The sequence below is a fragment of the Achromobacter sp. SLBN-14 genome, from assembly GCF_006715415.1.
Taxonomy (GTDB): Bacteria; Pseudomonadota; Gammaproteobacteria; order Burkholderiales; family Burkholderiaceae_B; genus Achromobacter; species Achromobacter mucicolens.
On sequence record NZ_VFNE01000001.1, the window covers coordinates 3,815,133 to 3,840,005 of the forward strand.

23 protein-coding genes are annotated in these 24,873 nt (G+C 63.0%); 2 read left to right on the top strand and 21 right to left on the bottom strand.

The features are described from left to right. Positions 1-107 precede the first annotated feature (107 nt). The 9 genes from FBY20_RS17305 to FBY20_RS17345 form a co-directional block, all read right to left on the bottom strand. Positions 108-1,085, bottom strand: a complete 978-nt coding sequence (locus FBY20_RS17305; RefSeq protein WP_142053659.1) for a hypothetical protein — start codon at positions 1,083-1,085, stop codon at positions 108-110. A gap of 124 nt (positions 1,086-1,209) precedes the next feature. Beyond that, the gene (locus tag FBY20_RS17310; protein WP_142053661.1) at positions 1,210-2,151 is read right to left on the bottom strand and encodes a hypothetical protein; all 942 of its coding nucleotides are present in this window, start codon (positions 2,149-2,151) and stop codon (positions 1,210-1,212) included. 58 nt (positions 2,152-2,209) lie between these two features. Beyond that, positions 2,210-2,473, bottom strand: a complete 264-nt coding sequence (locus FBY20_RS28145; RefSeq protein ID WP_142053663.1) for a PAAR domain-containing protein — start codon at positions 2,471-2,473, stop codon at positions 2,210-2,212. Then, positions 2,470-3,561, bottom strand: coding sequence for a DUF6708 domain-containing protein (locus FBY20_RS17320; RefSeq protein WP_142053665.1), 1,092 nt, complete (start codon positions 3,559-3,561; stop codon positions 2,470-2,472). Before FBY20_RS17320 ends, FBY20_RS28145 begins: the two co-directional genes overlap by 4 nt. Further along, positions 3,562-6,195, bottom strand: coding sequence for a T6SS effector BTH_I2691 family protein (locus FBY20_RS17325; protein WP_142053667.1), 2,634 nt, complete (start codon positions 6,193-6,195; stop codon positions 3,562-3,564). Between the two features lie 24 nt (positions 6,196-6,219). Further along, positions 6,220-7,101, bottom strand: a complete 882-nt coding sequence (locus FBY20_RS17330) for a DUF4123 domain-containing protein (RefSeq protein WP_142053669.1) — start codon at positions 7,099-7,101, stop codon at positions 6,220-6,222. Beyond that, on the bottom strand, positions 7,098-9,206 hold the full coding sequence (locus FBY20_RS17335) for a type VI secretion system Vgr family protein (protein WP_142053671.1): 2,109 nt from the start codon (positions 9,204-9,206) through the stop codon (positions 7,098-7,100). Before FBY20_RS17335 ends, FBY20_RS17330 begins: the two co-directional genes overlap by 4 nt. 163 nt (positions 9,207-9,369) lie before the next feature. Beyond that, a complete protein-coding gene (locus FBY20_RS17340; protein WP_056326349.1) occupies positions 9,370-9,888 on the bottom strand; it encodes an Hcp family type VI secretion system effector in 519 nt (172 codons plus the stop codon). 305 nt (positions 9,889-10,193) lie between these two features. After that, positions 10,194-10,823: a nitrogen fixation protein NifQ gene (locus FBY20_RS17345; protein WP_142053673.1), complete on the bottom strand. Its 630-nt coding sequence runs from the start codon at positions 10,821-10,823 to the stop codon at positions 10,194-10,196. Between the two features lie 179 nt (positions 10,824-11,002). Between FBY20_RS17345 and FBY20_RS17350 the strand changes: the two genes are divergently transcribed. Further along, complete coding sequence (locus FBY20_RS17350) at positions 11,003-13,519, top strand: ankyrin repeat domain-containing protein (protein ID WP_142053675.1); 2,517 nt, start codon at positions 11,003-11,005, stop codon at positions 13,517-13,519. A 137-nt stretch (positions 13,520-13,656) separates the two neighbouring features. Here FBY20_RS17350 and cyoD read toward each other — a convergent pair whose 3' ends face one another. The 9 genes from cyoD to FBY20_RS17395 all read right to left on the bottom strand — a co-directional run bounded on the left by cyoD (position 13,657) and on the right by FBY20_RS17395 (position 21,461). Next, positions 13,657-14,007: a cytochrome o ubiquinol oxidase subunit IV gene (gene cyoD, locus FBY20_RS17355; protein ID WP_056326358.1), complete on the bottom strand. Its 351-nt coding sequence runs from the start codon at positions 14,005-14,007 to the stop codon at positions 13,657-13,659. After that, the gene (cyoC, locus tag FBY20_RS17360; RefSeq protein WP_142053677.1) at positions 14,007-14,621 is read right to left on the bottom strand and encodes a cytochrome o ubiquinol oxidase subunit III; all 615 of its coding nucleotides are present in this window, start codon (positions 14,619-14,621) and stop codon (positions 14,007-14,009) included. Before cyoC ends, cyoD begins: the two co-directional genes overlap by 1 nt. A gap of 3 nt (positions 14,622-14,624) precedes the next feature. Beyond that, a complete protein-coding gene (cyoB, locus tag FBY20_RS17365) occupies positions 14,625-16,601 on the bottom strand; it encodes a cytochrome o ubiquinol oxidase subunit I (protein WP_056326363.1) in 1,977 nt (658 codons plus the stop codon). 2 nt (positions 16,602-16,603) lie between these two features. Beyond that, positions 16,604-17,512 (bottom strand): ubiquinol oxidase subunit II, encoded by a 909-nt coding sequence (cyoA, locus tag FBY20_RS17370; RefSeq protein WP_056326366.1) that lies wholly within the window; start codon positions 17,510-17,512, stop codon positions 16,604-16,606. Between the two features lie 259 nt (positions 17,513-17,771). After that, the gene (locus FBY20_RS17375) at positions 17,772-18,323 is read right to left on the bottom strand and encodes a response regulator transcription factor (protein ID WP_056326369.1); all 552 of its coding nucleotides are present in this window, start codon (positions 18,321-18,323) and stop codon (positions 17,772-17,774) included. 5 nt (positions 18,324-18,328) lie between these two features. Beyond that, positions 18,329-19,534 carry a HAMP domain-containing histidine kinase gene (locus tag FBY20_RS17380; protein WP_142053679.1) on the bottom strand — a complete coding sequence of 402 codons (1,206 nt, stop codon included), beginning with the start codon at positions 19,532-19,534 and terminating at the stop codon, positions 18,329-18,331. Between the two features lie 251 nt (positions 19,535-19,785). Continuing rightward, positions 19,786-20,274 (bottom strand): copper chaperone PCu(A)C, encoded by a 489-nt coding sequence (locus FBY20_RS17385; protein WP_142053681.1) that lies wholly within the window; start codon positions 20,272-20,274, stop codon positions 19,786-19,788. A gap of 22 nt (positions 20,275-20,296) precedes the next feature. Next, entirely contained in the window at positions 20,297-20,920 is a 624-nt protein-coding gene (locus tag FBY20_RS17390) for an SCO family protein (protein WP_142053682.1), read from the bottom strand. 103 nt (positions 20,921-21,023) lie between these two features. Further along, a complete protein-coding gene (locus FBY20_RS17395) occupies positions 21,024-21,461 on the bottom strand; it encodes a DUF2946 family protein (protein ID WP_142053684.1) in 438 nt (145 codons plus the stop codon). 244 nt (positions 21,462-21,705) lie between these two features. On the opposite strand from FBY20_RS17395, the gene FBY20_RS17400 reads away from it, so the two are divergent. Next, positions 21,706-22,374: a peptidoglycan DD-metalloendopeptidase family protein gene (locus tag FBY20_RS17400; protein ID WP_056326379.1), complete on the top strand. Its 669-nt coding sequence runs from the start codon at positions 21,706-21,708 to the stop codon at positions 22,372-22,374. A 200-nt stretch (positions 22,375-22,574) separates the two neighbouring features. Here FBY20_RS17400 and FBY20_RS17405 read toward each other — a convergent pair whose 3' ends face one another. The 3 genes from FBY20_RS17405 to FBY20_RS17415 form a co-directional block, all read right to left on the bottom strand. Next, complete coding sequence (locus tag FBY20_RS17405) at positions 22,575-23,327, bottom strand: amino acid ABC transporter ATP-binding protein (RefSeq protein WP_056326382.1); 753 nt, start codon at positions 23,325-23,327, stop codon at positions 22,575-22,577. After that, positions 23,324-24,004 carry an ABC transporter permease subunit gene (locus tag FBY20_RS17410; protein ID WP_056327000.1) on the bottom strand — a complete coding sequence of 227 codons (681 nt, stop codon included), beginning with the start codon at positions 24,002-24,004 and terminating at the stop codon, positions 23,324-23,326. The genes FBY20_RS17405 and FBY20_RS17410 overlap by 4 nt, the downstream gene beginning before the upstream one ends. Before the next feature lie 84 nt (positions 24,005-24,088). Continuing rightward, complete coding sequence (locus FBY20_RS17415) at positions 24,089-24,871, bottom strand: amino acid ABC transporter substrate-binding protein (RefSeq protein WP_063952100.1); 783 nt, start codon at positions 24,869-24,871, stop codon at positions 24,089-24,091. Between the last annotated feature and the right edge of the window lie 2 nt (positions 24,872-24,873).

The window sequence follows — 24,873 nt, forward strand, 5'->3', positions numbered from 1 at the left end:
CGACATGAAGCAGACAGGACGATAGGTTGCATGAGTCCTTCCGGGATAGTTCTGATGCTGTTAGGTAATGCGCCGGATACATGGCGGAGGCAATCTATGTATGTCGTTCAGCCGAGCACGGTTCCGTTGATGTCGACCAGGTCGAAGCCCTGACCGTTGAATCGGTGGAATATGCTTTTGTTTGCTTGCACGGGCGTCGTGTCATAACCGCTCAGGTCGGCGTCATGGGCGCAGAGCTGTTCGACTTCGGCAGGCCACTGCAGATTCGAGGCACGGCGCAAAAGATATCGATCTATGAGCGGGCCGCCCGCCAGGTAGTAGCCGGGCAGGGCCACGAGTTTTGCAAACAGAACCGTGATCAAATGGTCGTCTTTAAGCGAGACGGCTTTTGAGAACCCGCTGGGTTTGTACGCGCTGCGCGCCGGATCTGGCTGTATGGAACCTAAGCCCTCGGCCATGTATCGGCGCAGAAATTCCAGGCGAAGGAGGTTGTCTGATAAGGACGAGTCGTCACCAAAATCGAATGCGCCTGGAGCTACCACCCAATTTGCGGTGCCGATGCGAAAGACGAGTTTGAGCGAAAACGAACCTTCGCCGGGTGGCCTGAACTTGGTAAAAGGATGAACCTCGCGCCATGCGGCAGTGATCGCCTTTCCAGGGCTCTGATATATGTGGACCAACTGGGCTTGCCGATTGAACCGAACACAAGCCGGCTCGGATCTGCCGAAAAAGTATGCCAATGCGACCATCAGGACAGCGAAGACAACCATTATCCCGTACTGGAAAGCGATGTCGCCCAAACTTTTTTTCGCAAGGACATCATGCGTAATGGCAATAGCCAGGACCGTTGATGTAGCGACGAACGCGCCGCACGTCCCGTATAGCGCAAATGCCATTTTCCCAACGAAGACGTGACTCTCCATGTAACGCTCGTTAAACATCGTCTTGTCAGACACATCGTCTACGAACGTGACGTGCTGCGGCGACATTGCAAGTCGGATATCAGGAAGTTGTTGCCAATCTGGTGCGGCTTTCAAATTTGCCAGCATCTCATCGAAGCTGTGGGTCGGCTGCAATTCGGTCATTGGTGGGTCATCTCTGATGGCGGCTGTGGTTCAGTGAAAGCGTTAAGCCGAACAGAATCCGTTAGTAGCGATATGAGAAAAGCCGGCCGGCGGAAAATTGATTTTGGCGTGAGGTAACGGGTACTCAACCGATCACTTCGCCTTGTAGATTTACCAAGTCGAATCCCCGGCCATTGAAGCGGTAAAAGACGTCCCTGCTCGCTTGCACGGGCGTGGCGTCATAGCCGGTCACATCAGCGCCCGGCGAGCACAAGCGCTCCACCTCCTCCGGCCACTCGACGTTCGCCGTGCGACGGACTAGATGGCGATCGATCAAGGGGCCGCCGGTGAGGTAGTAGGCGGGCTTCACCAGCAGGATCGCGAAGAGATAAGTGAGCAGCCCATCTTCCTTGAACGTGACTGCCTTGGAAAAGCCGCTGGGTCTGTAGGGTGTACGTGCCGGATCGGGTTGGATCGCGCACAGGCCTTCGGCCATGTAGCGTCGCAGGAATTCGAGACGGGTGAGGTTGTCGACGAACGCCGACTCGTCGCCGATGTCGAACGCGCCAGAAGCCATCGTGAAGGCAGTCGGCCCCGTTTGAAACACGAGGTTGATTGCAAACTTGCCGTCTGCGGTCGGACTGAATTCGGTGAAAGGATGCACGTCTCTCCATGCAACCGTTGCTGCGCTTTTCCGCCCCTTGTAGATGTGAACGACCTGAGCTTGGCGATTAAAGCGCACGCATATCGGCTCCAGCTTCAGGAGCGCAATCGCCAAAACGCCTGTGAACGCGGCGAAAGTCAGCAATATCCAGCTCTTGGAAAGAAACCTGTAGAGCGTGCTGCCCGCAGAATGGCTCAGCCATGCGTCATAGGCGAAGCAAACGAGCGAGGCCAATGTGGCACCACACAATAGGTAGAGAACGAACGCTGCCTTTCCTGCAAATAGGCGACTTTCAATGTACTGTTCGTTGAATAACCGTTCGTCCGAGATGTCGTCGCAGAAGCTGACCTGCTGCGGCCACATGGCAACCCGTATGTCTGGAAGCGCCTGCCAATCCGGACGCGCCTTCAGGTTGGCCAGCATTTGTTGAAACGTGAGTAGGGGTTTTGGGTGCGGCATCAGTCATTGCCCTCCAGTACGGCTAGCTTCCTGCGTTCACGCCGCGCTGAGACGCAACTAGTATGGCGCCACACGAAGTGCTGTCACCCTCGCGAGCAGGGGTCTTGCCGTTACTTTGGAGGCCAGCGCAACTAGCAATGATTGAAGTGGCACCGTGGAGGGGACATTGAACGGCATCTCCATGCCCTGCCACGGGTGAGCCTCCTGCGGTAAAACCGGTCGTCGCTGAGACCACCTTCCCGGCGTGTGTGGTCGAATCGCTCAACACAACAAATGGTTTGTTCATGGACGCCCCGTATGGGGATGAGGAGCGCTCGTCGGTGGGGGAACAGGGGGCCAGTCGGCTGCCACCGACAGGGGGGGGCACGGCTTTCCAGGCAGTCCCGCTTGGCGAATGATCTTGGGCCAGCGCGGCTCCCAGCACAGGAGCAACGAAATCCAATGCCCTGCTGCATGAATCAACATGACGGGAGATAGCAACACCGACAGCCAAACGACTAGCCGCCGCTGGCCAGCTCGCCAGAGCGGCTTAAGGAAGCTCCAGGGGGCCGCGAGCGACAGCCAAGGCCAAGGCAGCTTGGTCAGCAGTCTGCGGGGGCGCGGTACGGAATCGGGGCCTTCTTCCATGTATCGCCGAATGAACTCCCAGAGATTGACCAAGTCACTGGTCCCATCGGCCGTCTTGCCCACAAACATGAGGTGGCTGTGAGGCAGTCCCGTCATGTCCTGCGTCCAGGCCAGCAAAAGCTGAGTGCCCGTGCCGGAAACCTCAGGCTTGCCCACCCCAGCTTCCGCCGAGACCTGTTCCCATGCGAGGACCGCAATTCCACCGGCGTATCGAGGGCGGTGCAGATACACCTGGCGAGTAATGCGATTGAAGCGGATCAGCAGACGGCGTTGAACAAAGTTTTCGAGGCGTAGCCAGCGCCATAGGAATTGGTAAGACCCAATACATGCCGCCACCGTCATCAAGGTTAAAAAGATCGTGAAAATGTAGAGCTCAACGGTCGCTGGACTACCGCTCATTACATTGACACCCCTGATGCAACTTACCCACGAGAGTACCGTGGTGTAGACGAGTGTCCACATGAGATACATCCATGGCAGTGTTACTAGGGTGACGACTCCACGCTTCGTTTGAAGAGCCCCAGCCTGCACCTCAATATAAGTTCTGTTAAATGCCAATATTGACCCTTCAGCATCTGGTTGATCGCTGACCCGATCACGAATTCCGATTGTGAGATCACGCTCCACCGAATTATTTCTTTCGGCTTTTTCTTCGCGAGCAAGCGATTCCTGGATGGTCTCGTCAAGCTCCATTCGCGATCTTGCGGTCGTCTGCAAATTCCACGCGCGCTCTTCAATAAGGTACATTTAATTCACCGCCTCAAGTGCTTCATACAGCCTCTGAATCTCTGTCGCTTCGTCCTTGTGTGGCTTCTCAAAGCTGCCGGGATCTCTCAAGCCGAAGCAGCTGTGGCGACACCAAGTTTCCATCGCGTCCGGTTCAAGCGTCCAAACGACCACTGTGATGGCAATTCCTAGCGCTGCGGACCAACCCAAGGCCAAACCTAGCATGGCGGCAATCTGAGTGGTGGCGAGGGCTTCCGCTTGTCGGACGACCGCTGGCAAGAGTGCCCGGAGAAGTTGCTTTTGCGTGCTCTCGAGTAACCAGCGAAGAAACGGGGCAGATGCTGATAGCGAAATGGCAGCGGAAAGTCCGGCTATTCCAAAACAAACGATTGCATGAGCCAGATATGCCGAGGCCAGGGCGTAGCGATCCCGACTAAATGCTCTCTGAAAGTCTACGGCATCCAACACGGCCATAATTGCGCCGCCGAGCGTCGCCAATCCCCCTCCCGCCAGTTTCAGTCCGCCCAACATAATCGATGAACCTCTGCCTACTACCGTAGCGGGGCCATACCTTGCAGCCACCGATCCCACGCTCATCGCAGCCAACTCGAAACCTGCGGCCGCCGTTGTCAGTCCTGCGGCAGTCAACTCCGCCCATTGCCGTGTGTCCTTGTCAGAGGCGCTACCCTTGGCCAGCAGCAAGACGGCCTCGATAAGCGCGATGATTGCCCCGCCTCGAATTTTGTAGAACTCGCTGTTACCTCCGGTCTGGAATTCGCGCGCAAGCGCTTCTCGGGCGCGTCCGATATGTGCATTCAACTGACCGGAAACGCGCGACGCGCTGGCAGCCTGACCCGCATGCGCCAGGTCTTGAAGCCGTATGTTCGTTGCTGCACGCCCCAATTGGGCGTGCATCAGGCCCATAAAGGGAACAAGTAATCGGCGGTCAACGGCGTTGCCTGGCACTTGCTTGAGCACGAACTGGTTGAGCTGCGCGAAGAGCGTAAAAACGTGCCCCAGTGGCCTGCCGGTGAACCAAGCGTGAGTGCCTGCCTTTCTAGCCGCCTCGACTGCCGCATCCGACTTCGCAATAAGGTCAGCCACATTCTTAAAACGTTCCCCCGCCGTACCGAGCAGCAAGGCAGCATTATCAACAGTCAAGACGTCGTCCGCTTTTGCTTTTGCCAGTGCCATCCTTGTTTCAACCTCGATGGCAATCTGATTGCGCGTCATCGCACGCAGCCCTAAATTTCCCGGTCCAATCTCGGTGTCGGTCCACCAGCTTTCCAGATGTGAGTTGCCATCAGGGCATCCGTTCAGACCAATCACGCTCAGGCCGATCTGTTCAGCAAAGGCCATCCCCCACACTGGCTCGTCCCGGTCGTACAAGTCAAGCGCGGCGTGCATCGCCGGACTTGCAATCCAGGCCAGGTGATCCGCGCTACGCGCATCCATTTCTTGCTGGACCGCTTTGTCGCGTTGATGAAATTCGCGCTGTACACCTGCCTTGGCGGTATCCCAGTCCAAAAGCTTCTGATACCTATCGAAGGCAGTCGCCGATTCTTTGGCTGCGATCTCTCGTACGCGTTCGGGCGTATAAAGATGCTGGTATTGACCTCCAAACTGCAACCCGGGTGGGTACCCAGCGTTGATTTTCGTGACCTGTTCCAATAGCCGCTCACCTCGCCGTGTCGCACGCGCCAGGTGACCTTTCTGCATTGCGGACTTGACGTTGTCCAGTGCCTGGGCCACGGCGTAACGGCGTTCGTTACTGATACCCTCGTGGTCTTTCGTTTCCAGCCAGGGGCGCATTTTTTCGACCGCGTCATTGCGCCAAGTATTGAGCTCCTGCGCGATGCCGATTGCATCTTCCAGGACAAAGGCGAACCCTTGGTCTACGCACAGCTCCCGATGAACGCTGGTCAAGATCGAACCCATGTCGGCCGGGGCGGCACCAGGATTGAGTCCGCTCCGAAAAGGCGGAAACGCCTGATCTTCCAGCGCGTTTTGGGTAGCCGGATTGGAGCTTGCGAGATACTCGGCGACTCTGGCGGGGATCTCATCTGGAGCAAGGACGTCGTGATAAACGCTGCATCCTTGAACGAGACCCCGAACGTCGAACTTTTGCAAGCGATTGCGGAAGGCGCTGATATCGCGATAGCGCGCCAATATGACGGGGCTCAGTGGATCTCTCGAAAACAGGAATCGCGATTCCTCCACATCCTCGGGGTCTGGAAGGGTGATGGTCCATGATCCGAGCGCGGCAATGCCCGTCCGAGGTACACCGGGATTGTCGGGCCACACGGGGTGCAGTAGGCCGCTCGCGTGTACCTGATAAGCCGCCTCGCACGTGAAGTGTCCACCAATCCGCTTGGTAAGCACGTATACGTATCCCTCTCGTAGCCAGCGTATGGCATAGCGCGGCGTGCTCAATTTGGGCACAAGCGCCTTTCCGAGGGTAGGGGGCCGATCTGGGGCCAGTATTTTCAGCGCAGACACATCCGTGCTGGCGATAACGCCGTATCGAAGCGGTAGTATCTTTACCGAGCGCTTGCATCCCACGCAGGGGCCCGTTGGCGTGTTTGCGGGATTCCGATTTGCAGCGTTGCCGCTGGATAAAAACAACCTCTCGATAGCGTCGGTGGAGTTGGTCATAGAAATTGTCGAATTTTTTAAGGTTCAGGTTTTCTGACTGACAAGCGCCAGATACGCTGCGCCGAGCCGTCCGTTGCCCGATGCGGCCATTTGGAGCGCTAGTTGCCACTGCGAGTCATCTCTCAGCTGCTGAGCGGGCCGGCTCAACGCCATGAAGACGTAGTCATGGAGGTCTTCAGACGATGACAGGCCCAGCATTTCTGCCGCTTTCAGGTGTGTTCGAACCCGCGCAAGCCTGACGTACCGGCAATCCGTGTCGAACAGGGACGGTTCGTGTGTTTGTGCTTCTCTGAGCAAGCGATGTGGAAATGGGTCTTCAGCCAACGCTTGCCACAGGTCGGCGTCCATGGTCAGCATCTCCAGCGGAAAGGTGTTGCCGGCTTGGGCGCCATTACCCGGAACACGACCCCACAGCCGGCGCTCCACGTTGGCCCCCGGTACCCACCAAGAAACAATCGGCGCGACAAAGGAGTTCCACCAGCCTGGATCCGCCCGCTGGTGAAGTATCGGCAGCACCAGCGGGTCGTAGTACCGCAGCAAGTAAGTGCAACCGTCGGGCCCCCTCGCGAGCGTCGCATCGCTAAGATGGGTTGCCAGTGCGTCGGCCGGTTGTGTGCTGATGATCCACCCCTGTAGGGCATTGAGAAGGCGGCCGTGAAACGCTTCCATCAGGTTGCCGCAATCTGCGAGAGTCGTGGAGCGAGCTGCAAGAAGAAGCGGCGAGTAGGGGCGCAGCGCAGCCCATTTCTCGTTTTGTAGTAGCGGATAACAGCGGCCGCCGAATAGATCGTTCACCGCATGGCGCATTGAATCGTCCAGACCGGCGATATCGCTTACCGCGATCAGGTGGCGCTGCGGCCCTGGCGCCGACAGCTCGGTGATCAGTTTCCGACTCAGCTCGCTCATGTTTTCACCACCGGGCTGTGATCGACGGCAGCTTTGATCCAGCACCCAACGCACACCGGTTCGCCCACGACGGGCATTCCGTCGAGGTTGAGGGGAACTCCGCCTTGCCCGCCCGACAGGTCGATGTTGCCCGCATTGAAATTGACGGCCGCGCCATTGAACTTCAGACCTCCAGAATCCAACGAGAGAACGCCGCCGGGCGTGCTCCAGCGTATCGAGTCCGCATGGACTTCATGATGTTGTGTCGTGATAGAGGCCATCTGGGCGGCTCGAAGTCTATGATGTCCTTCGACATCGATTTCGATGTGGCCTCCCACTGTCGTCGTGTAGTCCGCTGCGATCCGCTCCACTCGATGGTTACCAATTTCCTCTAGGTAATCCTTGGAGATCGACACCTGCTGGCTTCGTTCAACAACGATGATTTGATCGCGTTTGACGATTAGATGCCGGTCTTGGCCAACATCGATGCGCTCGTCGCGCATGATCCGGTCTTGCCTGTCCTGTCCGACTTTCAGCATTTCGTCACGACCGACGCTTTCGCTGCGGTCATTTCCCACAAACGTCGTCTCGTCGTGTTTGACGTGAATGTTCTGGTCCTTCTGCGCATGAACGTAGATCTCTTCTTGATCCAGTTCATCCTCGAAACGCAGCTCGTTGTACCCGTCGCCTTTGTGCGATTTGCTCTTGATCGTCATCCGCGTCTTGTGCTGCGGTAATTCGTAGGGGGGCAGGTTGGTCGCGCGATACGTGCGTCCGATGATGATGGGCTGATCGCAATCACCATCCAGAAAGTCCACGATCACTTCCTGTCCAATGCGCGGAATCGCCATGTGGCCCCACGCGGCGCCTGCCCAGTTTTGCGAGACGCGGATCCAGCAGGAGCTGTGTTCGTCGTGCCTGCCCAGGCGGTCCCACGGGAACTGGACCTTCACGCGGCCGTAGTCGTCGCAGTAGATTTCTTCGTTGGCGGGACCCACCACCGACGCGATTTGCGGGCCGTCGATGCGCGGTTTGCGAGCGGGTTCCGGCTTCCAGTCCACGCGGTCCGGGATGATGTCGGCGGTGTAGCGGTACTGGGTTCCTTGCAGGGCTTCTGCGGCTTCTTCCTGCTGGCTCGTGTGCTGCACGCCGTGATGGCGCATGCGCACCGGCCGCCAGCCGTGGTTCCAGTCCTCTCGCGGATGGCCGGTCAGGTCGAACGCGACGCCGGGCACGAGCCGCGCGTCGTCGCCCTCGACCGTGGCCATGCGCGCATCGCGGCGCAGGCCCAGCAGGCGGCTTTGGGTGAAGGGCTTGCCGGCTTCGTCGCGCTTGTAGCGGCCGGGATAGTCGTAGCGTTCGTAGCGGGTGGAGTGATGGGGCATGTCGCGCGTGACCGAAGAATGTTCCTGGTCGTACTGCGGATGCGTGTAGGTGTAGTCGCGGTGCGTCTGGCGCGCGGTGCGCACGTGCTCGGCGTAGGTGAAGCGGTGCAGTGCGGGTTCCGGCTGGTCGCCTCCGGGCGTCGGGTTGTAAGCCACGGGACCGCCGTCGATCGTCCCATGCACGTAGATGCGGTCGCCGTGGATCAGGCGGTGGCCGTGGTCCGAATGGACAAACCGGTAGAACAAGCCTTCTTCAGCGGCGAGTCGATCGAGAAACTGCAGGTCGGTGTCGCCCGCCTGCACGCAGTACTCGCGCGCCAGGTGCTCGTTGGTAGCGACCTGTTCGTAGTCGGTGATGCCATGGGATTTGAGGATCTGCTCGAGGATCTCGGGCACGGATTGCTGCTGGAAAATGCGCCAGTCCGAGCAGAGCGCCGTGCGCGCCAAGGCTGGTTCGACGACAGCGCGGTAGCGTGTCCTTCGGAAACCGGTATCGCCTTGCTCGAAACCGGTGACGACGCCGTGCACGTGCCGCACAGGCGTGTCGCCGCGCCAGATCGTGAATAGCGCAGGCTGGTCCAGCAGCGCGCCAAAGTCCACCGCGGGGTCAAAGCTGGACAGCTCCACGCGCAGTTGGTAGGTCGAGGAGAGCGCTTCGTCGAGCGTGAATTCGATCACTTCGAAGTTGGCGCTGGCTGCGATGGGGGCGAACGTGAACCGCATGTCGGATAAACGGGGCATCTCGGTATCCTGTGCGGCCATGACGATTGGGGCAATCGTTATGGCCGCAGATGGTCAAGAAGAGGACTGAGTTACCGGTGTGGGCAACTCCGGCGCCTGTGAGGCGCGATGAGCGCGAAGGCGCCGGGCCGTGCGGCGATTGGCGCGGCCCGGCGCGCCCGGCTTAGCTTTCCAGCGGCTTGCGCCAGTCGTCCGAAGCTTCCGTGCCGGCGATCGCATGCGTCCAGGTGATCTTGCGATACGCCATGGCCACCTTGATGAGCTGGGTGTAGTCCGCCTTGCTGGGGTCCTGCGCATGCGGCAGGACGCTGGTGATGTCCACGATCGTGGCGTCTTCCAGTTCGGTGGTGAAGAAGTGCTCCTGCTTGCCGTCAATGGAAGTGCGGTACCACTTCACTTCGACCTTGGGCAGCATTTCGCCGGCGGCCAGGGCCTGGTACAGCAGCGGCGTCGCCTTGTTCAGCGCGCTGGTGAACGTAAAGGGTTTGTGCACGCGCTGGCCGGAGGGTTGGCCGCTTTGCGGGTCGGTCGGGGTGTTGACGCGGTGCTCGATCTCTTGCACCAGGATCTGGTCTTCGTGGCCTTCCACGTAGACGTTGCCGACCGAGTCGGCGGTGAAGGCGCCCTGGGTGATGTTGCCTTGGGTCTTGCCGGTGATGCTGATATAGGCGGGAGTAGGCATGACGGATTCCTGTGTCGTCGTTGGGCCCGGTGGGGCCAGAAGCATCCCGAAGGTGGGATGCAACGACATATGCGAAATCCGTGCCAGGTTTGGCGAAGCGAAAAATACTGCAGTGAAATCAACGCTCTACGAACAATAAGCGCCGAATGCGCTGCACGCGGGCCGCCGTCTTTGTCCGGCCACGCGCGTGTTTGCGCGATGAGCCGGGCCAGTTTTGACCCGGCTCATCGTAAGCCGTTGATTCATAAGATAAGAGACCGGGCCATATTTGGCCCGGGCGGGTCAAATATGGCCCGCCCCGCTGCTTATGCCGCGGCCCGGTAGCAGAACTCGCTGTCCTCGCAGTCGCCGCATCCGGGCGCGGCTGCGCCGGGCAGGCCGGCGTGTTCGCAGGCGGAGTAGGCCAGGAATTTCTTCCAGCGCATGTTGTCGACGTTGCGGCTCACCAGTCCGGGGTAGTGGCGCGCGAGCAGCACGGTGACGTCTTCGCGTCCGGACAGGCCCAGGTCGCGCCACAGGTGATCGGGCCGCAGGCAGGCGTGCGCGAGGATGCTGCTGACCCATTGGGTCGTCTCGGGGCCGGGCGCGCGGTAGGCGTCCAGCAGCACGCGCATCAGTAGCGTGAACCCGGGTTGCGGATCGCTGGCGCCCCTGCCCACATAGGCGGCGAACTGTTCGCGCAGCGCGGACAGGGACGTGTCGAATCCGGTCAGGGCGCCGGGGAACAGATAGTCCAGAAGGTCCTTCAGTTCGGCGGGCGACAAGCCGCTGCGGGCAAGGTCCTCGTGCGCGATGCTGGTACCCAGGACCGCGGCAAAAAAACCGGCATCGGGATGGACGGGCGGCGCGTGACGCAACAAGGCGTCGGCAAACCGTTGGGCCCGATCGGCGATGCGGGGGTCGGGAGTAAAGGTCGGCACGGGCTCGGCGTCCATGGTGATCTGCTGCGGAAATGGTTTGCTAAGGTGTTAACTAAACAATGTAGGGGCGACTATATAACGAATAATCGGCGGGTTTGTGCCATCTACGGGTCAATCCCGTTGGGACATACCCGAGGGTGTCCAGCGGGGACAGGTATCATCGGCATCCCTTTCATTGCCGACGTCTCCTGTACATGCCGCGCCCGTTCCGCCCCGTTGTCACCCGTCTGTTTGGCGCCGTCGCGCTGACGCTGGCCGGCATGGCGGCAGCGCCGCCACCGGCCCTGGCATCCGACATCGGCGCGGTCATCGAATCGATCCGCCTGTCGCGCTATCCGCTGCGCGAACCCGAGCGCCGGGTCTGGGGTACCGAGAACGTCAAGGACGTGGTGCTGGTCGGGCAGATGGAGAACCGCCTGTACCTGTACCGCTATGTGCGCGAGGGAGGCAAGGACTTCCGGCTGGATTTCCGGTCGCAGCCGCTGGTGATCGACCCCGAAGGCTGGACGGCCTCGCGAGAGGAGAATGTGGCGGTCAGGTCGCCGCGCGCAGGCGAAGCCTTTTATTGGGTCGGCCTGGCCGATCACCGCACCCCGGCCAGCAAGGCCACGGGGTTTCTGGTGGACGGCAAGGGCGAGGCTGCATCCGTGAATGCGGACGTGCAGCTTGCCGTGGTCACGAGCGGCCGGCCGTGGGATGAGGCGCGCCGGGCGCAGGCCATGACGACACTACAGGCGGTGCTGCGCGAGTATCCCTCGCGGCTGGACGCGTTTCCCGCGCAGGTGCGCTTCGAGCACCAGACGGCCCCGGATGTGACGGCCACGTTCCGAACCCTGCATCAGGTGGCGCGCGCCATTCCGCGTGCCAAGACGGCCGAGTTCCAGCGGGCGCTGGCCGATCTGCGCCGTTTTGTGATGGCGCAGGATTATCGCGAGATCGATCCGGCCGGCAAGGACGCCGGGATGACGACCGCCTTGAACGACTACGGCTTCTGGCTGGCCGAGTCGGGCGACACGGCGCAGGCGGACCGCATCCTGACCGACGTGCTGCGGCGCGATCCGTCGCGCACCGCCGCCTACCTGAACCGCGCCGACGCCCGCTGGAAGCAGCGCGAGACGTCGCGCGAGGAACGTGCCTACTACGAGTCGCTGGCGCGCGAGGACTACCGGCTGTATTGCACGCGGCGCCTTGCGGCCAAGGAAGCCATTCCCGGCAACGTTGCCGCCCGCATCGGCGCCGCGCTGGAATCCCCGGCGCTTGATGCGACGGCCTGCCGTCCGCGCCTGGCGATCTTTCAGGCGATCCAGGCCGGTGATGTGAACGCGGTGCGCGCCGAGCTTGCCGGCGGTCAGGATCCGAATGGCGTGAACGAACACGGCAGGTCCGCGCTGGCCGTGGCCGTGTCGCGCAAACAGCTCGAGATGGTGCGCGCGCTGCTGGATGCGGGCGCGAAGGCGGATGGCCCTGACAACGGGTTCTCGCTGGTGGCCAGCGCATTGCCCGACGCCAAGGACACCCGCCCGGCCGCGGAGCGCTACGCGCTGGCCGACATGCTGATCGCCGCGGGCGCGCCGGTGGATGCATTGGACTCCAACGGCACACCGCTGCTGATGCGCCGCATCTCCTACTACAGCGACAGCAAGGACAACCTGGTCTACCTGCTGGAAAAGGGCGCCAATCCGAACGCGCGCGAAAAGAATGGGCGCTCGCTGCTGCACGCGGCGCTGCAAACCCCGAAGAACTTCTGGTTCGCCGAAAAGCTGCTCGCGCGCGGCGCGGACATCAATGCCGCCTATATCCGCATGTATTACGGAAACAGCCCCATGTGGGAAACGCCGCTGCTTTCGGCGTTGCGCGAATTTCCGGGCGGCGACCTGACGCCGGCCGCGACCTTTCCCGTCCCCGAGCGCGTGACGTTTGCGCTGGCGCACGGGGCCGATCCCGCGGTGGGCGGCTACGGCGCGACGAAAGAGAAGCCGGACCGCAATGGACTGGACGAGGGCCTGTCGCTGGCGGCCCGCTATCTTCAGCCGGGTCTGATCGATCAATTGGTGCAGGCCGCGCGCCCGCCTCAGGCGCCGCTGTCCACGGAGCCGCTGTCCAGCCTGCTGTCGGTGTGGAACCGCGCGGAGCAACGCGCGGCGGCTGACGGCAACAGCGCGGCATGGGACGGTCAGCGCGCGCGGCTGCGCGCCACCGCCGACCGCCTGGTGGCGGCGGGCGTGCCGCTTGCGGCCGCCGCGGACGCGGCGGTGCCGCTGCGCAACCGGATCGCGCCGCTCGGCCTGCCGTGGCTGCCCGACGATCTATATGAGTCCTGGTTGAAGGCGGGGGCGGACCCCACGGACCGGAGCGATCCGGACCTGCGGCTGGAAGGCGTTGCCGCGCCGGACGCGCTGCCGCTCGTGACCATGCTGAACCTGGGCAAGGACAACAAGGTGCGCTTGTTGCTGGAATACGGCGGCAGGCCCCGGACGCCGGCGCGTTGCGGCATGGCGGTGGCCGATGTGTTGGCCTGGCAGCTGGGCAATAGCGGTCCGGTGAGCCCGATGGGCGGACGCGCGGTCAAGCAGGTGCTCGATGCGGCCGCAGGCCCGGCGGGGTGCGACCTGAACCAGACCGCGCGCGTGCAGCCCTTCGTTGGCGTGACGGCCGCGGAACTGGCGCGTCGCGCCGACGTGACCCTTACGGCTGCCGGCCCGGCGCGCTGACCCACGCGGGCGCGCCGGCAGCGCAGCCCGCTGCCGCCGTGTTGCCCACCACGCGCGGTCGCGGCTTTCATTTGAGCGCAGAAAAAAAAAACAGGCGCCCGAGGGCGCCTGTTCCGCTTGCCTGACGGCAGGCCGTCTTACATGGCGTGGCCCATGTTGACGTTCATGTTGTACAGCACCCAGGCCGAACCACCGACGATGATGAAGATGATCATCACGGTGAAGACAAACGTGGCCAGGTTGTCGCGGGACGACTTCGATGCGCCCATGTGCAGGAAGTACACCAGCTGGACCAGCAGCTGGAGTATGCACAGCGCCACCACGCCAATGATGGTGGCGGTGTGGGACAGCGCGCCGTGCATCACCAGGCCGAACGAGCCGAAGGTGAGCAGCAGCGAGAGCACGAAACCGATGATGTAGGACTTCAGGCTGCCGTGATCGGCGGCGTGATCGTCGTGGCCGTGTGCGGCCGCAGCGGAGTGCGACATCAGAGGGCTCCCAGGAGGTAGACAAAGGTGAAGACGCAGATCCAGACGATGTCCAGGAAGTGCCAGAACAGGCTCAGGCACGCCAGACGACGCTTGTTGATCGAGTCCAGGCCATGGCGGCGGATCATGTCGAGCATGACGATGATCCAGATCAGGCCAAAGGTCACGTGCAGGCCGTGCGTACCGATCAGCGTGAAGAACGCGGACAGGTAGGCGCTGCGGCCCGGACCGGCGCCGATGCTGATCAGGTGATGGAATTCATAGAGTTCCATCGCGATGAAGCCCGCGCCGAACAGGAACGTGACCATCAACCAGCCCATGGCACGGCTCTTGTTGTTGGCGTGCACGTTCAGGTTGGCCATGCCGAAGGTGAAGCTGGACACCAGCAGCAACAGCGTTTCGACCAGGACGAAGTTCAGGTCGAACAGTTCCTTGCCGGACGGTCCGCCCGCGGTGGCGTTGGACAACACCGCGAACGTGGCGAACAGCACCGAAAAGATCAGCAAGTCGCTCATCAGATAGACCCAGAAACCGAAAACGGTCTTGGATCCATCGTCGTGATGCGCGTGATCGTCGTGACCCGCGTGGGGGTGAGTGGCTACGGCTTGAATCATGGCTCAGGCGGCCTTCTGCATTTTGTCAAAGTGAGCGTTTTCGATGCGTTCGACTTCCGCGGCCGGGACCCAGTAGTCGACGTCGCGGTCATAGGCGCGAACGATGAACGAACCGATCATGCCCACGAGGCCGGCGATCGACAGCCACCAGATGTGCCAGATCAGCGCAAAGCACATGACCAGGCCAAAGGCGCCAATCCAGACACCAGCGGCGGTGTTCTTCGGCATGTGGATGTCTTCGTACTTGGCCGGGCGCTTGTAGGCCTTGCCGCTTTGCTTGTCTTCCCAGAACTGGTCCAGTTCATCGACGTGAGGAACGTGGGCGAAGTTGTAGAAAGGCGCGGGCGACGAGATCGACCATTCCAGGGTGCGGCCATCCCAGGGATCGCCGGTGACGTCCTGGTTCTGCTTGCGCTGACGCACGGAGACGAACACTTGCTGCAGCAGGAAGAAGATGCCCAGCATGATCAGCGCGGCGCCAGCCAGCGCGACCAGCAGGTACGGCTGCCATTCGGGGTTGTCGTAGTGGTTCAGGCGGCGCGTCATGCCCTTGAAGCCCAGGATGTACAGGGGCATGAAGGCCAGGAAGAAACCGACGAACCAGCAGTAGAACGAGTAGCGGCCCAGACGTTCGTTCAGCGTGAAGCCGAACGCCTTCGGGAACCAGTAGATCATGCCGGCGATGCAGCCGAACACCACGCCACCGATGATGGTGTTGTGGAAGTGCGCGATCAGGAACAGGCTGTTGTGCAGCACGAACGACACGCCGGGGATGGCCAGCATCACGCCGGTCATGCCGCCGATGACGAAGACGATCATGAAGCCCAGCGTCCACAGCACCGGCGTCGTGATGCGCAGGCGGCCGCGGTAGATGGTGAACAGCCAGTTGAAGATCTTCGCCCCGGTCGGGATCGAGATGATCATTGTCGCTATGCCGAAGAAGGCATTGACGTTGGCGCCCGCACCCATGGTGAAGAAGTGGTGCAGCCAGACCAGGAACGACAGCACGCCGATGGCGGCCGTGGCGTAGACCATGGACTTGTAGCCGAACAGCGTCTTGCGGGCGAACGTGGCAACGATTTCCGAATACACGCCGAAAGCCGGGAGCACCAGGATGTAGACCTCGGGGTGGCCCCAGATCCAGATCAGGTTCACGTACATCATGACGTTGCCGCCACCGTCGTTCGTGAAGAAGTGCGTGCCCAGGTAGCGGTCCATCGTCAGCAGCGCCAGGGTCGCGGCCAGCACGGGGAAGGCGGCGACGATCAGGACGTTGGTGACCAGCGAGGTCCACGTGAAGATCGGCATCTTCATCAGGGTCATGCCAGGCGCGCGCATGCGCAGGATGGTGACGATGAAGTTGATGCCGCTAAGCGTTGTTCCCAGACCCGAGATCTGCAGCGCCCAGAGGTAGTAATCCACCCCCACGCTTGGACTGTAGTCCAGCCCGGACAGCGGCGGATACGCGAGCCAGCCGGTCGCGGCGAATTCGCCCACGAACAGCGAGATCATCATCAGCGCGACGCCGGCGCCGAACAGCCAGAAGCTCAGCGAGTTCAGGAACGGGTACGCCACGTCGCGTGCGCCGATCTGCAGCGGCACGACGATGTTCATCAGCCCGGTGATGAAGGGCATCGCCATGAAGAAAATCATGATGACGCCGTGGGCGGTGAAGATCTGGTCGTAGTGGTGCGGGGGCAGGAAGCCGGCCGAGTCTGCTGACGCGACGGCAAGCTGCGTGCGCATCATGATGGCGTCGGCAAAGCCGCGCAGCAGCATGATGAGCGCAACGATGATGTACATCACACCGATGCGCTTGTGGTCGACGGTGGTGAGCCACTCCGTCCAGAGGTACTTCCACTTCTTGAAGTAGGTGATGGCGCCGAAGACCGCTAGGCCTCCCAGGCACACGGCGGCCAGCGTAACCATGACGATAGGTTCATGGTACGGAATGGCCTCGAGGGTGAGTTTCCCGAGCATTGTTAGTTGATTCCTGCGATCAGATTATTCGACGTGGAGGTGCACGTGGCGGAGTCCACGCCGGCCATCTTGCTCATCGTGCTGCCCAGAATGAAATCAAACATGGCGGGCGGCGCCGACGAGTACTTCACGACCGGATTGCGCTCGCTGCGCTTGGTCAGTTCCGCGTAGACCTCGGGGGTCAGGGCGGTGGGAGAAGCCTTGGCTTCCTTGATCCAGTTGTCGAATCCTTCCTGCGACATGGCGTGGGCCTTAAAGCGCATGCCCGAGAAACCGCCGCCGCTGTAGTTGGCCGAAATGCCGGCGTAGGTGCCGATTTCGCGCGCATTCAGGTGCAACTTGGTTTCCATGCCGGCCATCGAATAGATCTGGCTGCCGAGCTGGGGGATGAAGAAGGAATTCATCACCGATGCCGACGTGATCCGGAAGTTGACCGGAACGTCCACGGGGAACGCGATCTCGTTGACCGTGGCGATGTCGTACTCGGGGTAGATGAAGAGCCACTTCCAATCCAGGGAGACCACCTCAATGGTCACCGGCTTGTGTTCGGACACGAGCGGCTTGTAGGGATCCAGCGCGTGCGTCGAGCGCCAGGTGATCACGGCCAGGATCGCCACGATGATGCAAGGGACGGTCCAGACGACGGCTTCGATTGCCGTGGAGTGAGCCCACTTGGGCTGGTAGTCGGCTTTGGTGTTGGAAGCGCGGTACTTCCACGCAAAAGCCACGATCATGATGAGGACGGGAATGACAACGATGAGCATGAGCCCGGTCGCCGTCAGCAGCAACGTCTTTTCCTGGATGCCGATATCTCCCTTGGGGGAGAGGATTTCCATGTTGCAGCCGCCAAGCAGCATGACCGCGCCGACGCCAAATATGCGCGTAAGGGTCGCAAGGAGGGGGTGTTTCACGTACAGCCTTGGATGGAAAGGTGGGAAATGCTGCAAAGCAGCAGACTGGAATGCTGCTAGGCAGCAACCTCCATCCTATCGGTTTGATTTTGGTCAAGCGTGCGACGAATGGTCGCATTGCCTGGGAAGAATCCGGCCCAAGGGCGTCGGATTCAGGGTTTTCCTAGGGGAGCAGACGCCCCGAGGGGAGGGGGTGGGGTGCGACGATATGTCGCACCTGCACACGGGGGTGTTGTAAAGATGTGTCGCCCCGCAGCATTCAATCCGCGACGACCTCGCGTTCCGGCCCCGGTTTTTTTGCCAGCTTGCGCTGGAGCGAGCGCCGGTGCATGCCCAGGAGGCGCGCCGCGGCGGAAACGTTGCCGCCGGTCTCGTGCAGGGCCTGATGAATGTGCTCCCATTCTAGGCGGTGCAATGGGGTCATGGTCGTTTCGATCGTAACTGTTTCTGGCTTCACCAGACCCAGCGTGCGCAGGATCATGGGCGCCGTGGCCGGCTTGGGCAGGTAGTCGTCGGCGCCGCGCTTGATGGCTTCCACGGCGGTGGCCACGCTGGCGTAGCCCGTGACCAGCAGGATGCGCATGTCCTCGCGCAGCGCGCGAAGCGGCCGGATGAGGGTCAGGCCGGAGTCTTCGCCCAGGCGCAGGTCGACCAGGGCAAAGGCCGGACGGATTTCTTCGGCCACGCGCAGCGCCTCGGCGATGCCGGTGGCGGTGCGGGTTTCCAGACCACGGCGCGACAGGCTGCGTTGCAGGGTGCGCACGTAGAGTTCGTCGTCGTCGATCAGCAGGCCAAGATCGTTTGCATTCATCACATTCAGGTCCCGGGGTTGCCGAGAGGTAAATAAAAGCGGATGCGGGTGCCGCCGCCTTCGGCCGCGGTCATGGTCATTTCGCCGCCCAGTTGCTCCACGGTGGCATGCGAGAGGGCCAGGCCCACGCCCAGTCCTCCCGGCTTGCCGCTGTTGAACAGGCTGGTCGCCGGCAGCATGGCATGGTCGGGATCGAAACCCCGTCCGTAATCGCGGACTTCGCCTCGCAGGGCGCCGTAGCCGTATTCCAGGTGCAGGTCCACGCGGGGCGCGTCGGCGGCCTCGCCCGCGTCGGCGGCGTTGTTCAGCAGCGCCTGCAAGAGGTGGGCGATGGCCGGATCGACGCGCAGGCTGGTGGGCAACGTGCCCGAGCGCTGCAGGTCGATGGTCGGGCGGATCAGGCGCCATTGCCCCACCACACGAACCAGATCCACGGCGGTTGGGACCGCCAGATTGCGGATCCGTTCCCGGCACAGGGCCAGAAGCTGGCTCAGGGTGGTGACGTCGGCCCGCAGGTCTTCGTCGTCCTGGACTTCGGCGGCAATCTCGTCGGTCAGCAGCGTCATGGTGGCGAGCGGCGTGTTCAGCTCGTGCGCCATGGCGGCCGCGTGCGTGGCCAGGGCGACGATGCCCTCGTTGCGGGTGAAGCGTTCGCGCAGGCGGGCAAGCTCGCGCTCACGGGCGCGCATGTCGGCGGCCAGCCGGGTCGAAAACACCAGCACGACCACCACCGAAATCAGGAAATTGGCGCCCAGGCCCCAGAGCAGCAGGCTATGGGGATCGACGTCGCCGCGCAGGGGCTGCCCGAAGATCGCGGCGGCGCCATAGCCCAGCACGCCGGCCAGCGCGGCCGCAAGCGCCCAGTTGCGCGGCAGCGCCAGCGCCGCCAGGGCGGTCAGGATCAGGAACATCGTTCCGAACGGGTTGCTGATGCCGCCGCTCCAGCCCACCATCCAGGCGAGCACCGCCATGTCGACGAACAGATGGCCGAAGGCGGTGGCGTGGGAGAGGTCGCGCGGGTGGCGCAGGCGCAGGCTGGCGTAGACGTTGAAACCGATCAACAGGCCCACGCCCAGCCACAATGGTTCCAGCGGCAGATCCAGGCGCAGCAGGCTGCTGGCCAGCAGGACGGTGGCGGCCTGGCCCGCGATGGCGAGCCAGCGCAGGCTGCAGAGGGTACGCAGGAATGAAAAGGCGGAACTACCGGGCATATCCAGATACAGAGGCGCCGGCCAGCCTGCCGGCAGTTACGGGCGCCCGGCTGCGCGGAACGCTGGCATCCTGAGCGCGGCGGCGGTGGCCGGCTGCCGCCTGGCCGGGTGGGCGCGGGCGGCGGATGTGCAGGCATTGTATGGCGAATCGGAGCCAGCCGCCGGGCGATGCCCGGCGTTATGCGTCCCTGATATCGCCGGTCTTACTGAATGGCGCCCTTGCCGCGACGCGGCACTGGCCACTATATAGTTCAGTGGCCGTGGCTGGCCGCCGGCGCGGCAGTTGCGTTCAGCGGCCGCGCCACCGCGTCCACGGGAATGCGCCGCTGCTGCTTGGAGCCGTCTTCAACGATCAGCGTCAGCGCGACGTGGTCGCCGGCCGCGATGGGCTTGGCCAGGTCGATCAGCATCACGTGGTAGCCGCCTGGTTTCAGTTCCACCGCCTTGCCGGCCGGCAGGTCGATGCCCGCCACCTGGCGCATCTTCATGACGTTGTCCTGCATGGCCATTTCGTGCACTTCGACGTGCTTGGCGGCCTGGGACTCCACGCCGACCAGCCGGCCGGATTCGGCGGCGGTCAGGCGCATGAACGCGCCGGTCGCGTGCTGGTTGGGCACCGTGGCGCGCACCCATGCGTCCTCCACGGTCAGTCCGGCGTTCTGGGCCAGCGCCATCGGGCCAAAGCCGGCCAGCGCCAATGCGAGCGCGGCGGCCACGGGTTTGATCGAAATCTTCTTCATGAGCGTTTCCTTGGGTATCGGATCAGAGGACGGTGCGCAGATCCTGCGCGCTGTCCTGGGCACTTTGTTCGTGGCGCAGCGCGATGCGCAGCTTGCCCTGGGCATCGATGACATAAGTCAGCGCGGTGTGGTCCATGGTGTAGGAGGAACCGGTGGGCACCTTCTGGAAGAACACCTTGAACGACTGGGCGGCGGCGCGGGTCTGTTCGGCCGTGCCGCGCAGGCCGATGAAGCCGGGATCGAAGGCCTGGGTGTACGCGCGCAGGATCTCGGGCGTGTCGCGCTCGGGGTCCACGGTGATGAACAGCACGCGCAGCTTGTCCGCGTCGGCGCCCAGCAGGGACTTGATCTCGACGGCGCGGGTCAGCGCGGTCGGGCAGACGTCCGGGCATTGCGTGAAGCCGAAGAACAGCATGATGGGGTGGCCCTGGTAATCGGCCAGCCGCCGCGTCTGGCCGTCGGTGTCCTGCAGCTGGAAGTCGCCGGTGGGCATGCCGGACAGATCCATGCCGTGCAGGGGCGGGGTGTCCTTGCCGCAGCCGGCCAGGGGCAGCAGGGCCAGGGTGGAAAGCAGCAGACGGCGCCGCGGATCGGGCGCGACGCCGCGCGGCGCGCCAGCGGACGCGCGGGTAAACAGCGAATTCATGGGTACCTCTGGATTGACGAGTCGGCCGCGCAGCCGGGGCGCGCGGCGGGGCAGTCCGTGCCCGTTGCGGATGCGCAAGGGGCACGGAAGATCCGGGACGGGGTCAGGCCAGCGGGGGTGGGGCGCGCGATCCGAGGGGTGGACCGTGGGCGGGCTGCGCGGGCAGCGCGCGATGGGCGGAGCAGGGCGGGGCGTGCCCGGCTGCCGTCAGCAGCAGCGGCACCATGGGCGGCGCGGTGGCGGGCGTGACGTGGGCGAGCAGTCCGAAGGGACATTGGGCGCCGGTATTGGCGGTGTCGTGCCCGGCCTTGCCGCCGTCGGCGGGGAGCGCCAGGCTGATCGCCGACAGGTTGCCCGCCGCCGAGCAGAAGGTGACTTCCAGGCGGCCGTCATGCAGGGCGCGGGTGTCCGGCATATAACCGGCCGGCACCAGCGCGCGCAGCGCCAGGGCCAGCAGTGCCAGCCACAGCACGCCGTCGGCGCGCAGAGCGCGCAGCGTGCAAAGGAGGCGGGTCGGGTAAGACCGGGTCGCGTAAGACATGAGAGGCATTCTATGCCAAGCGGTCCCGATTTCTTGGTACCCTTGAACGCACTTCTTTCCGACACGCGACCCCGTGCCCCAGGTTTCAGAGCTTTCCTTGTCCGTTTCGAGCGTGTCCGTTCCGACCTTGTCCGTTTCGACCGTGTCCGCTTCGACCTTGCCCATTTCCAACTTGTCCAGCAGCGTACCGCCCGCCGGACGGGGGCGTGCCGGGCCCTATACGCGCTTATGGTTGGGCGCGTTGATGGCGGCATTGCTTGTGCTGCTGACCGCGTGCGGCACGACCAAGGTCCAGCCTGGGTATTACCGGGTCCAGTCGGGCGACACGCTCTATCAGATTGCGCGCAAGGAAGGCACCACGGTCAGTAATCTGGTCCGGTGGAACAATCTGTCGAACTCCAATACGATCGAAGTCGGCCAGCTGCTGCGGGTCGAGCCGCCCGCCGGGCAGGCGCGCTCCTCGCCGCCCAGCAAGGCCAGCACCAAACCCAAACCCGCGCCGCGCGCCACCACCTCGTCCGGCAAGCGGCGCACGGCGCCGCCCGGCGCGATTTCGCTGGTCTGGCCCGCACAGGGCAAGGTCACGCGCGGCTACGACGGTTCCGGCTCGAACGGCATCGTCATCAGCAACGCCGCCGGCACGCCGGTTGTCTCGGCGGCCCCGGGCACCGTGGCTTATTCGGGCAGCGGCCTGCGCGGTTACGGGCATCTGGTGATCGTCAAGCACAACGCCAACTTCCTCAGCATCTACGCGCACAACAGCAAGCTGCTGGTCAAGGAAGGCCAGCGCGTGACGCAAGGACAGAAGATCGCCGAGATGGGCAACAGCGACAGCAAGCAGGTCGGGCTGTACTTCGAACTGCGCTACGACGGCCAGGCGGTCGACCCGGCGGGCTCGCTGCCGCCGAAGTAGCCGGCCATCTGCGCGTTGCGGCAGGTGTCTGACACCCTGGGGAGATGACCGTCAACTCGTGGCAGCTCCGCAGAGGGTGTCAGACACCGAGATAGTCGGCAGGCGTGGCGGCAGGTGTCTGACACCCTGGGGAGATGATCGTCAACTCGCGGCAGCCTCGCAGAGGGTGTCAGACACCGAGATCCACGAGCCCCCCGGATCTACGGCGCTTCCTGCGTCAGCGTCGAGATGAACGTGGCCGTGCGCGGATCCTGCGGTCGCGAGAACACCGTGCGGGAATCGCCGGCTTCGACCACCACGCCATCCAGCAGAAACACCACTTCCCGCGACACGCTGGCCGCCAGCCGCAAATCATGCGTGGCCATCAGCATCGTCATGCCTTCCGCGGCCAGCTGGCGCAGGACATCCACGACTTCCGCCGCCAAACCCGGGTCCAGCGCCGACGTCGGCTCATCGCACAGCAGAACACGCGGCGCGGGCGCAAGCGCGCGGGCGATCGCCACGCGTTGTTGCTGGCCGCCGGACAGGTTTGCGGGCCACGCATCGGCCTTTTCCAGCATCCCCACCTTGCGCAGCAGTTCCTCCGCCCGCGCCCGCGCACGATCGGCAGGCCATTTCTGGACAGTCACCAACCCTTCCATCACATTGCCGATCACGGTCTGATGCGGAAAGAGCTGGAAGTTCTGGAATACCATGCCGGTCTGCATGCGCACGGCCTGGACCTGTTCACGCGTCAGCTTACGGCCGGGTTCAAAGTCGACCGTTTCCGGTCCGATCTCCAGCCGCCCGCGATCCGGCACTTCCAGCAGGTTCACGCAGCGCAGCAGGGTGCTCTTGCCGCTGCCGGATGGGCCGATCAGGGCGGTGACGCTGCCTTCGTCGATCTGCACATCCACCTGCTTGAGCACGGGATTGCCGCCGAAGGACTTTTCGATTTTTTCAAGCCGGATCATCGGGTCTTCTCGCTAAACATCGCGTGCTGGCCGAAGCGCCGCTCCAGCCGCACCTGCGCCGCGGACAGGACGGAACTGAAGGCCAGATAGATCAGCGCGGCCTCGGTGTACAGGATCAGCGGCTCGTACGTGACCGCGGCGATGCGCTGGGCGGCCTGGAAAATCTCGGGCACCGTCAGCACGGCGGCGAGCGAGGTGTCCTTGACGAGCGCAATGAAGGAATTGGACAGCGGCGGCACGGCCACGCGGGCCGCCTGCGGCAGGATCGTGCGGCGCAGGGCCTGGCCGCGCGTCATGCTGAGCGAATAGGCCGCTTCCCATTGGCCCTTGGTGATCGATTCGATCGCGCCGCGGATCACCTCGGAGTTATAGGCGCCGACGTTCAGCGTGAAGCCGATGAGCGCGGCGGGCAGCGGGTCCAGCACGATGCCCACGCTGGGCAGGCCATAGAAGATCACGAACAGCTGCACCAGCAGCGGCGTGCCGCGGATCAGCCAGACGTAAAAGCGCACCACGGCCACCAGCGGCGCCGGGCCGAACAGGCGGATGAGCGCCACCACGAACGCCAGCGCCAGGCCCAGCGCAAAGGACATCAGCGTGAGCGGCACCGTGAACACCAGCCCCGCGTGCAGCAGCGGCCAGAACGAATCCGCCATCAGCTGCACCCAGGCCGGCACCGACCATTCGCCTATTTTTGCCAGCAGCCAGTCCGGCAGGAAGGCGTGAAGCCAAGGAGGCAGCGTCATGGGCGCTCCAGAGGTTTACTGCGCGGACAGGTCCGTGCCGAAGTATTTGACCGAGATGGTCTTGTACGTGCCGTCCGCCTTGATGTCGGCCAGGGCCTTGTTGATGGCGGCCTGCAGTTCAGGATTGTTCTTGCGGATCAGGACGCCCGAGTTGCTGAACTCCGCCGTCTTGTCCGTGGCCGCGATCTTCACGCGGGCATTGGGCTTTTGCTTCTTGAAGTCCAGGAACGACAGGTTGTCGTTGACGGTGGCCTCGACGCGGCCGGAGGTCAGGAGATCGATGGCTTCGTTAAAGCCCTGCACGGCGACCACTTCCGCGCCGTGGCTCTGCGCCAGCTTGCCGAAATTGCTGGTCAGCGTGTTGGCGGACTTCTTGCCCTTCAGGTCCGCGAAGGACTTGATGCTGGTGTTGTCGTCGCGCACGATCAGCACGGCGGCCGACGAGATGTACGGATCGGAGAAGTCGTACTTCGCGCGGCGCGCATCGGTGATGCCCACCTGGTTGATGACGGCGTCGTAGCGCTTGGCATCCAGGCCGGCGATCAGGCCGTCCCACTTGCCTTCGATGAATTGCGCCTTCACGCCTAGGCGCTCGGCGATGGCGCGGCCGATGTCCACGTCAAAGCCGGTAAGCTTGCCGGATGCATCGTGGAAGGTGAACGGCGCGTAGGTGCCTTCGGTGCCAATCTTGAAGACGCCCGCGGATTTGATCTGGTCCAGTTCGGACTGGGCATGAGCGGCGGACAGGGCGGCGACCTGGACGAGGCCGGCGATGAAAAGCGTGCGAAAGAGTTTCATGG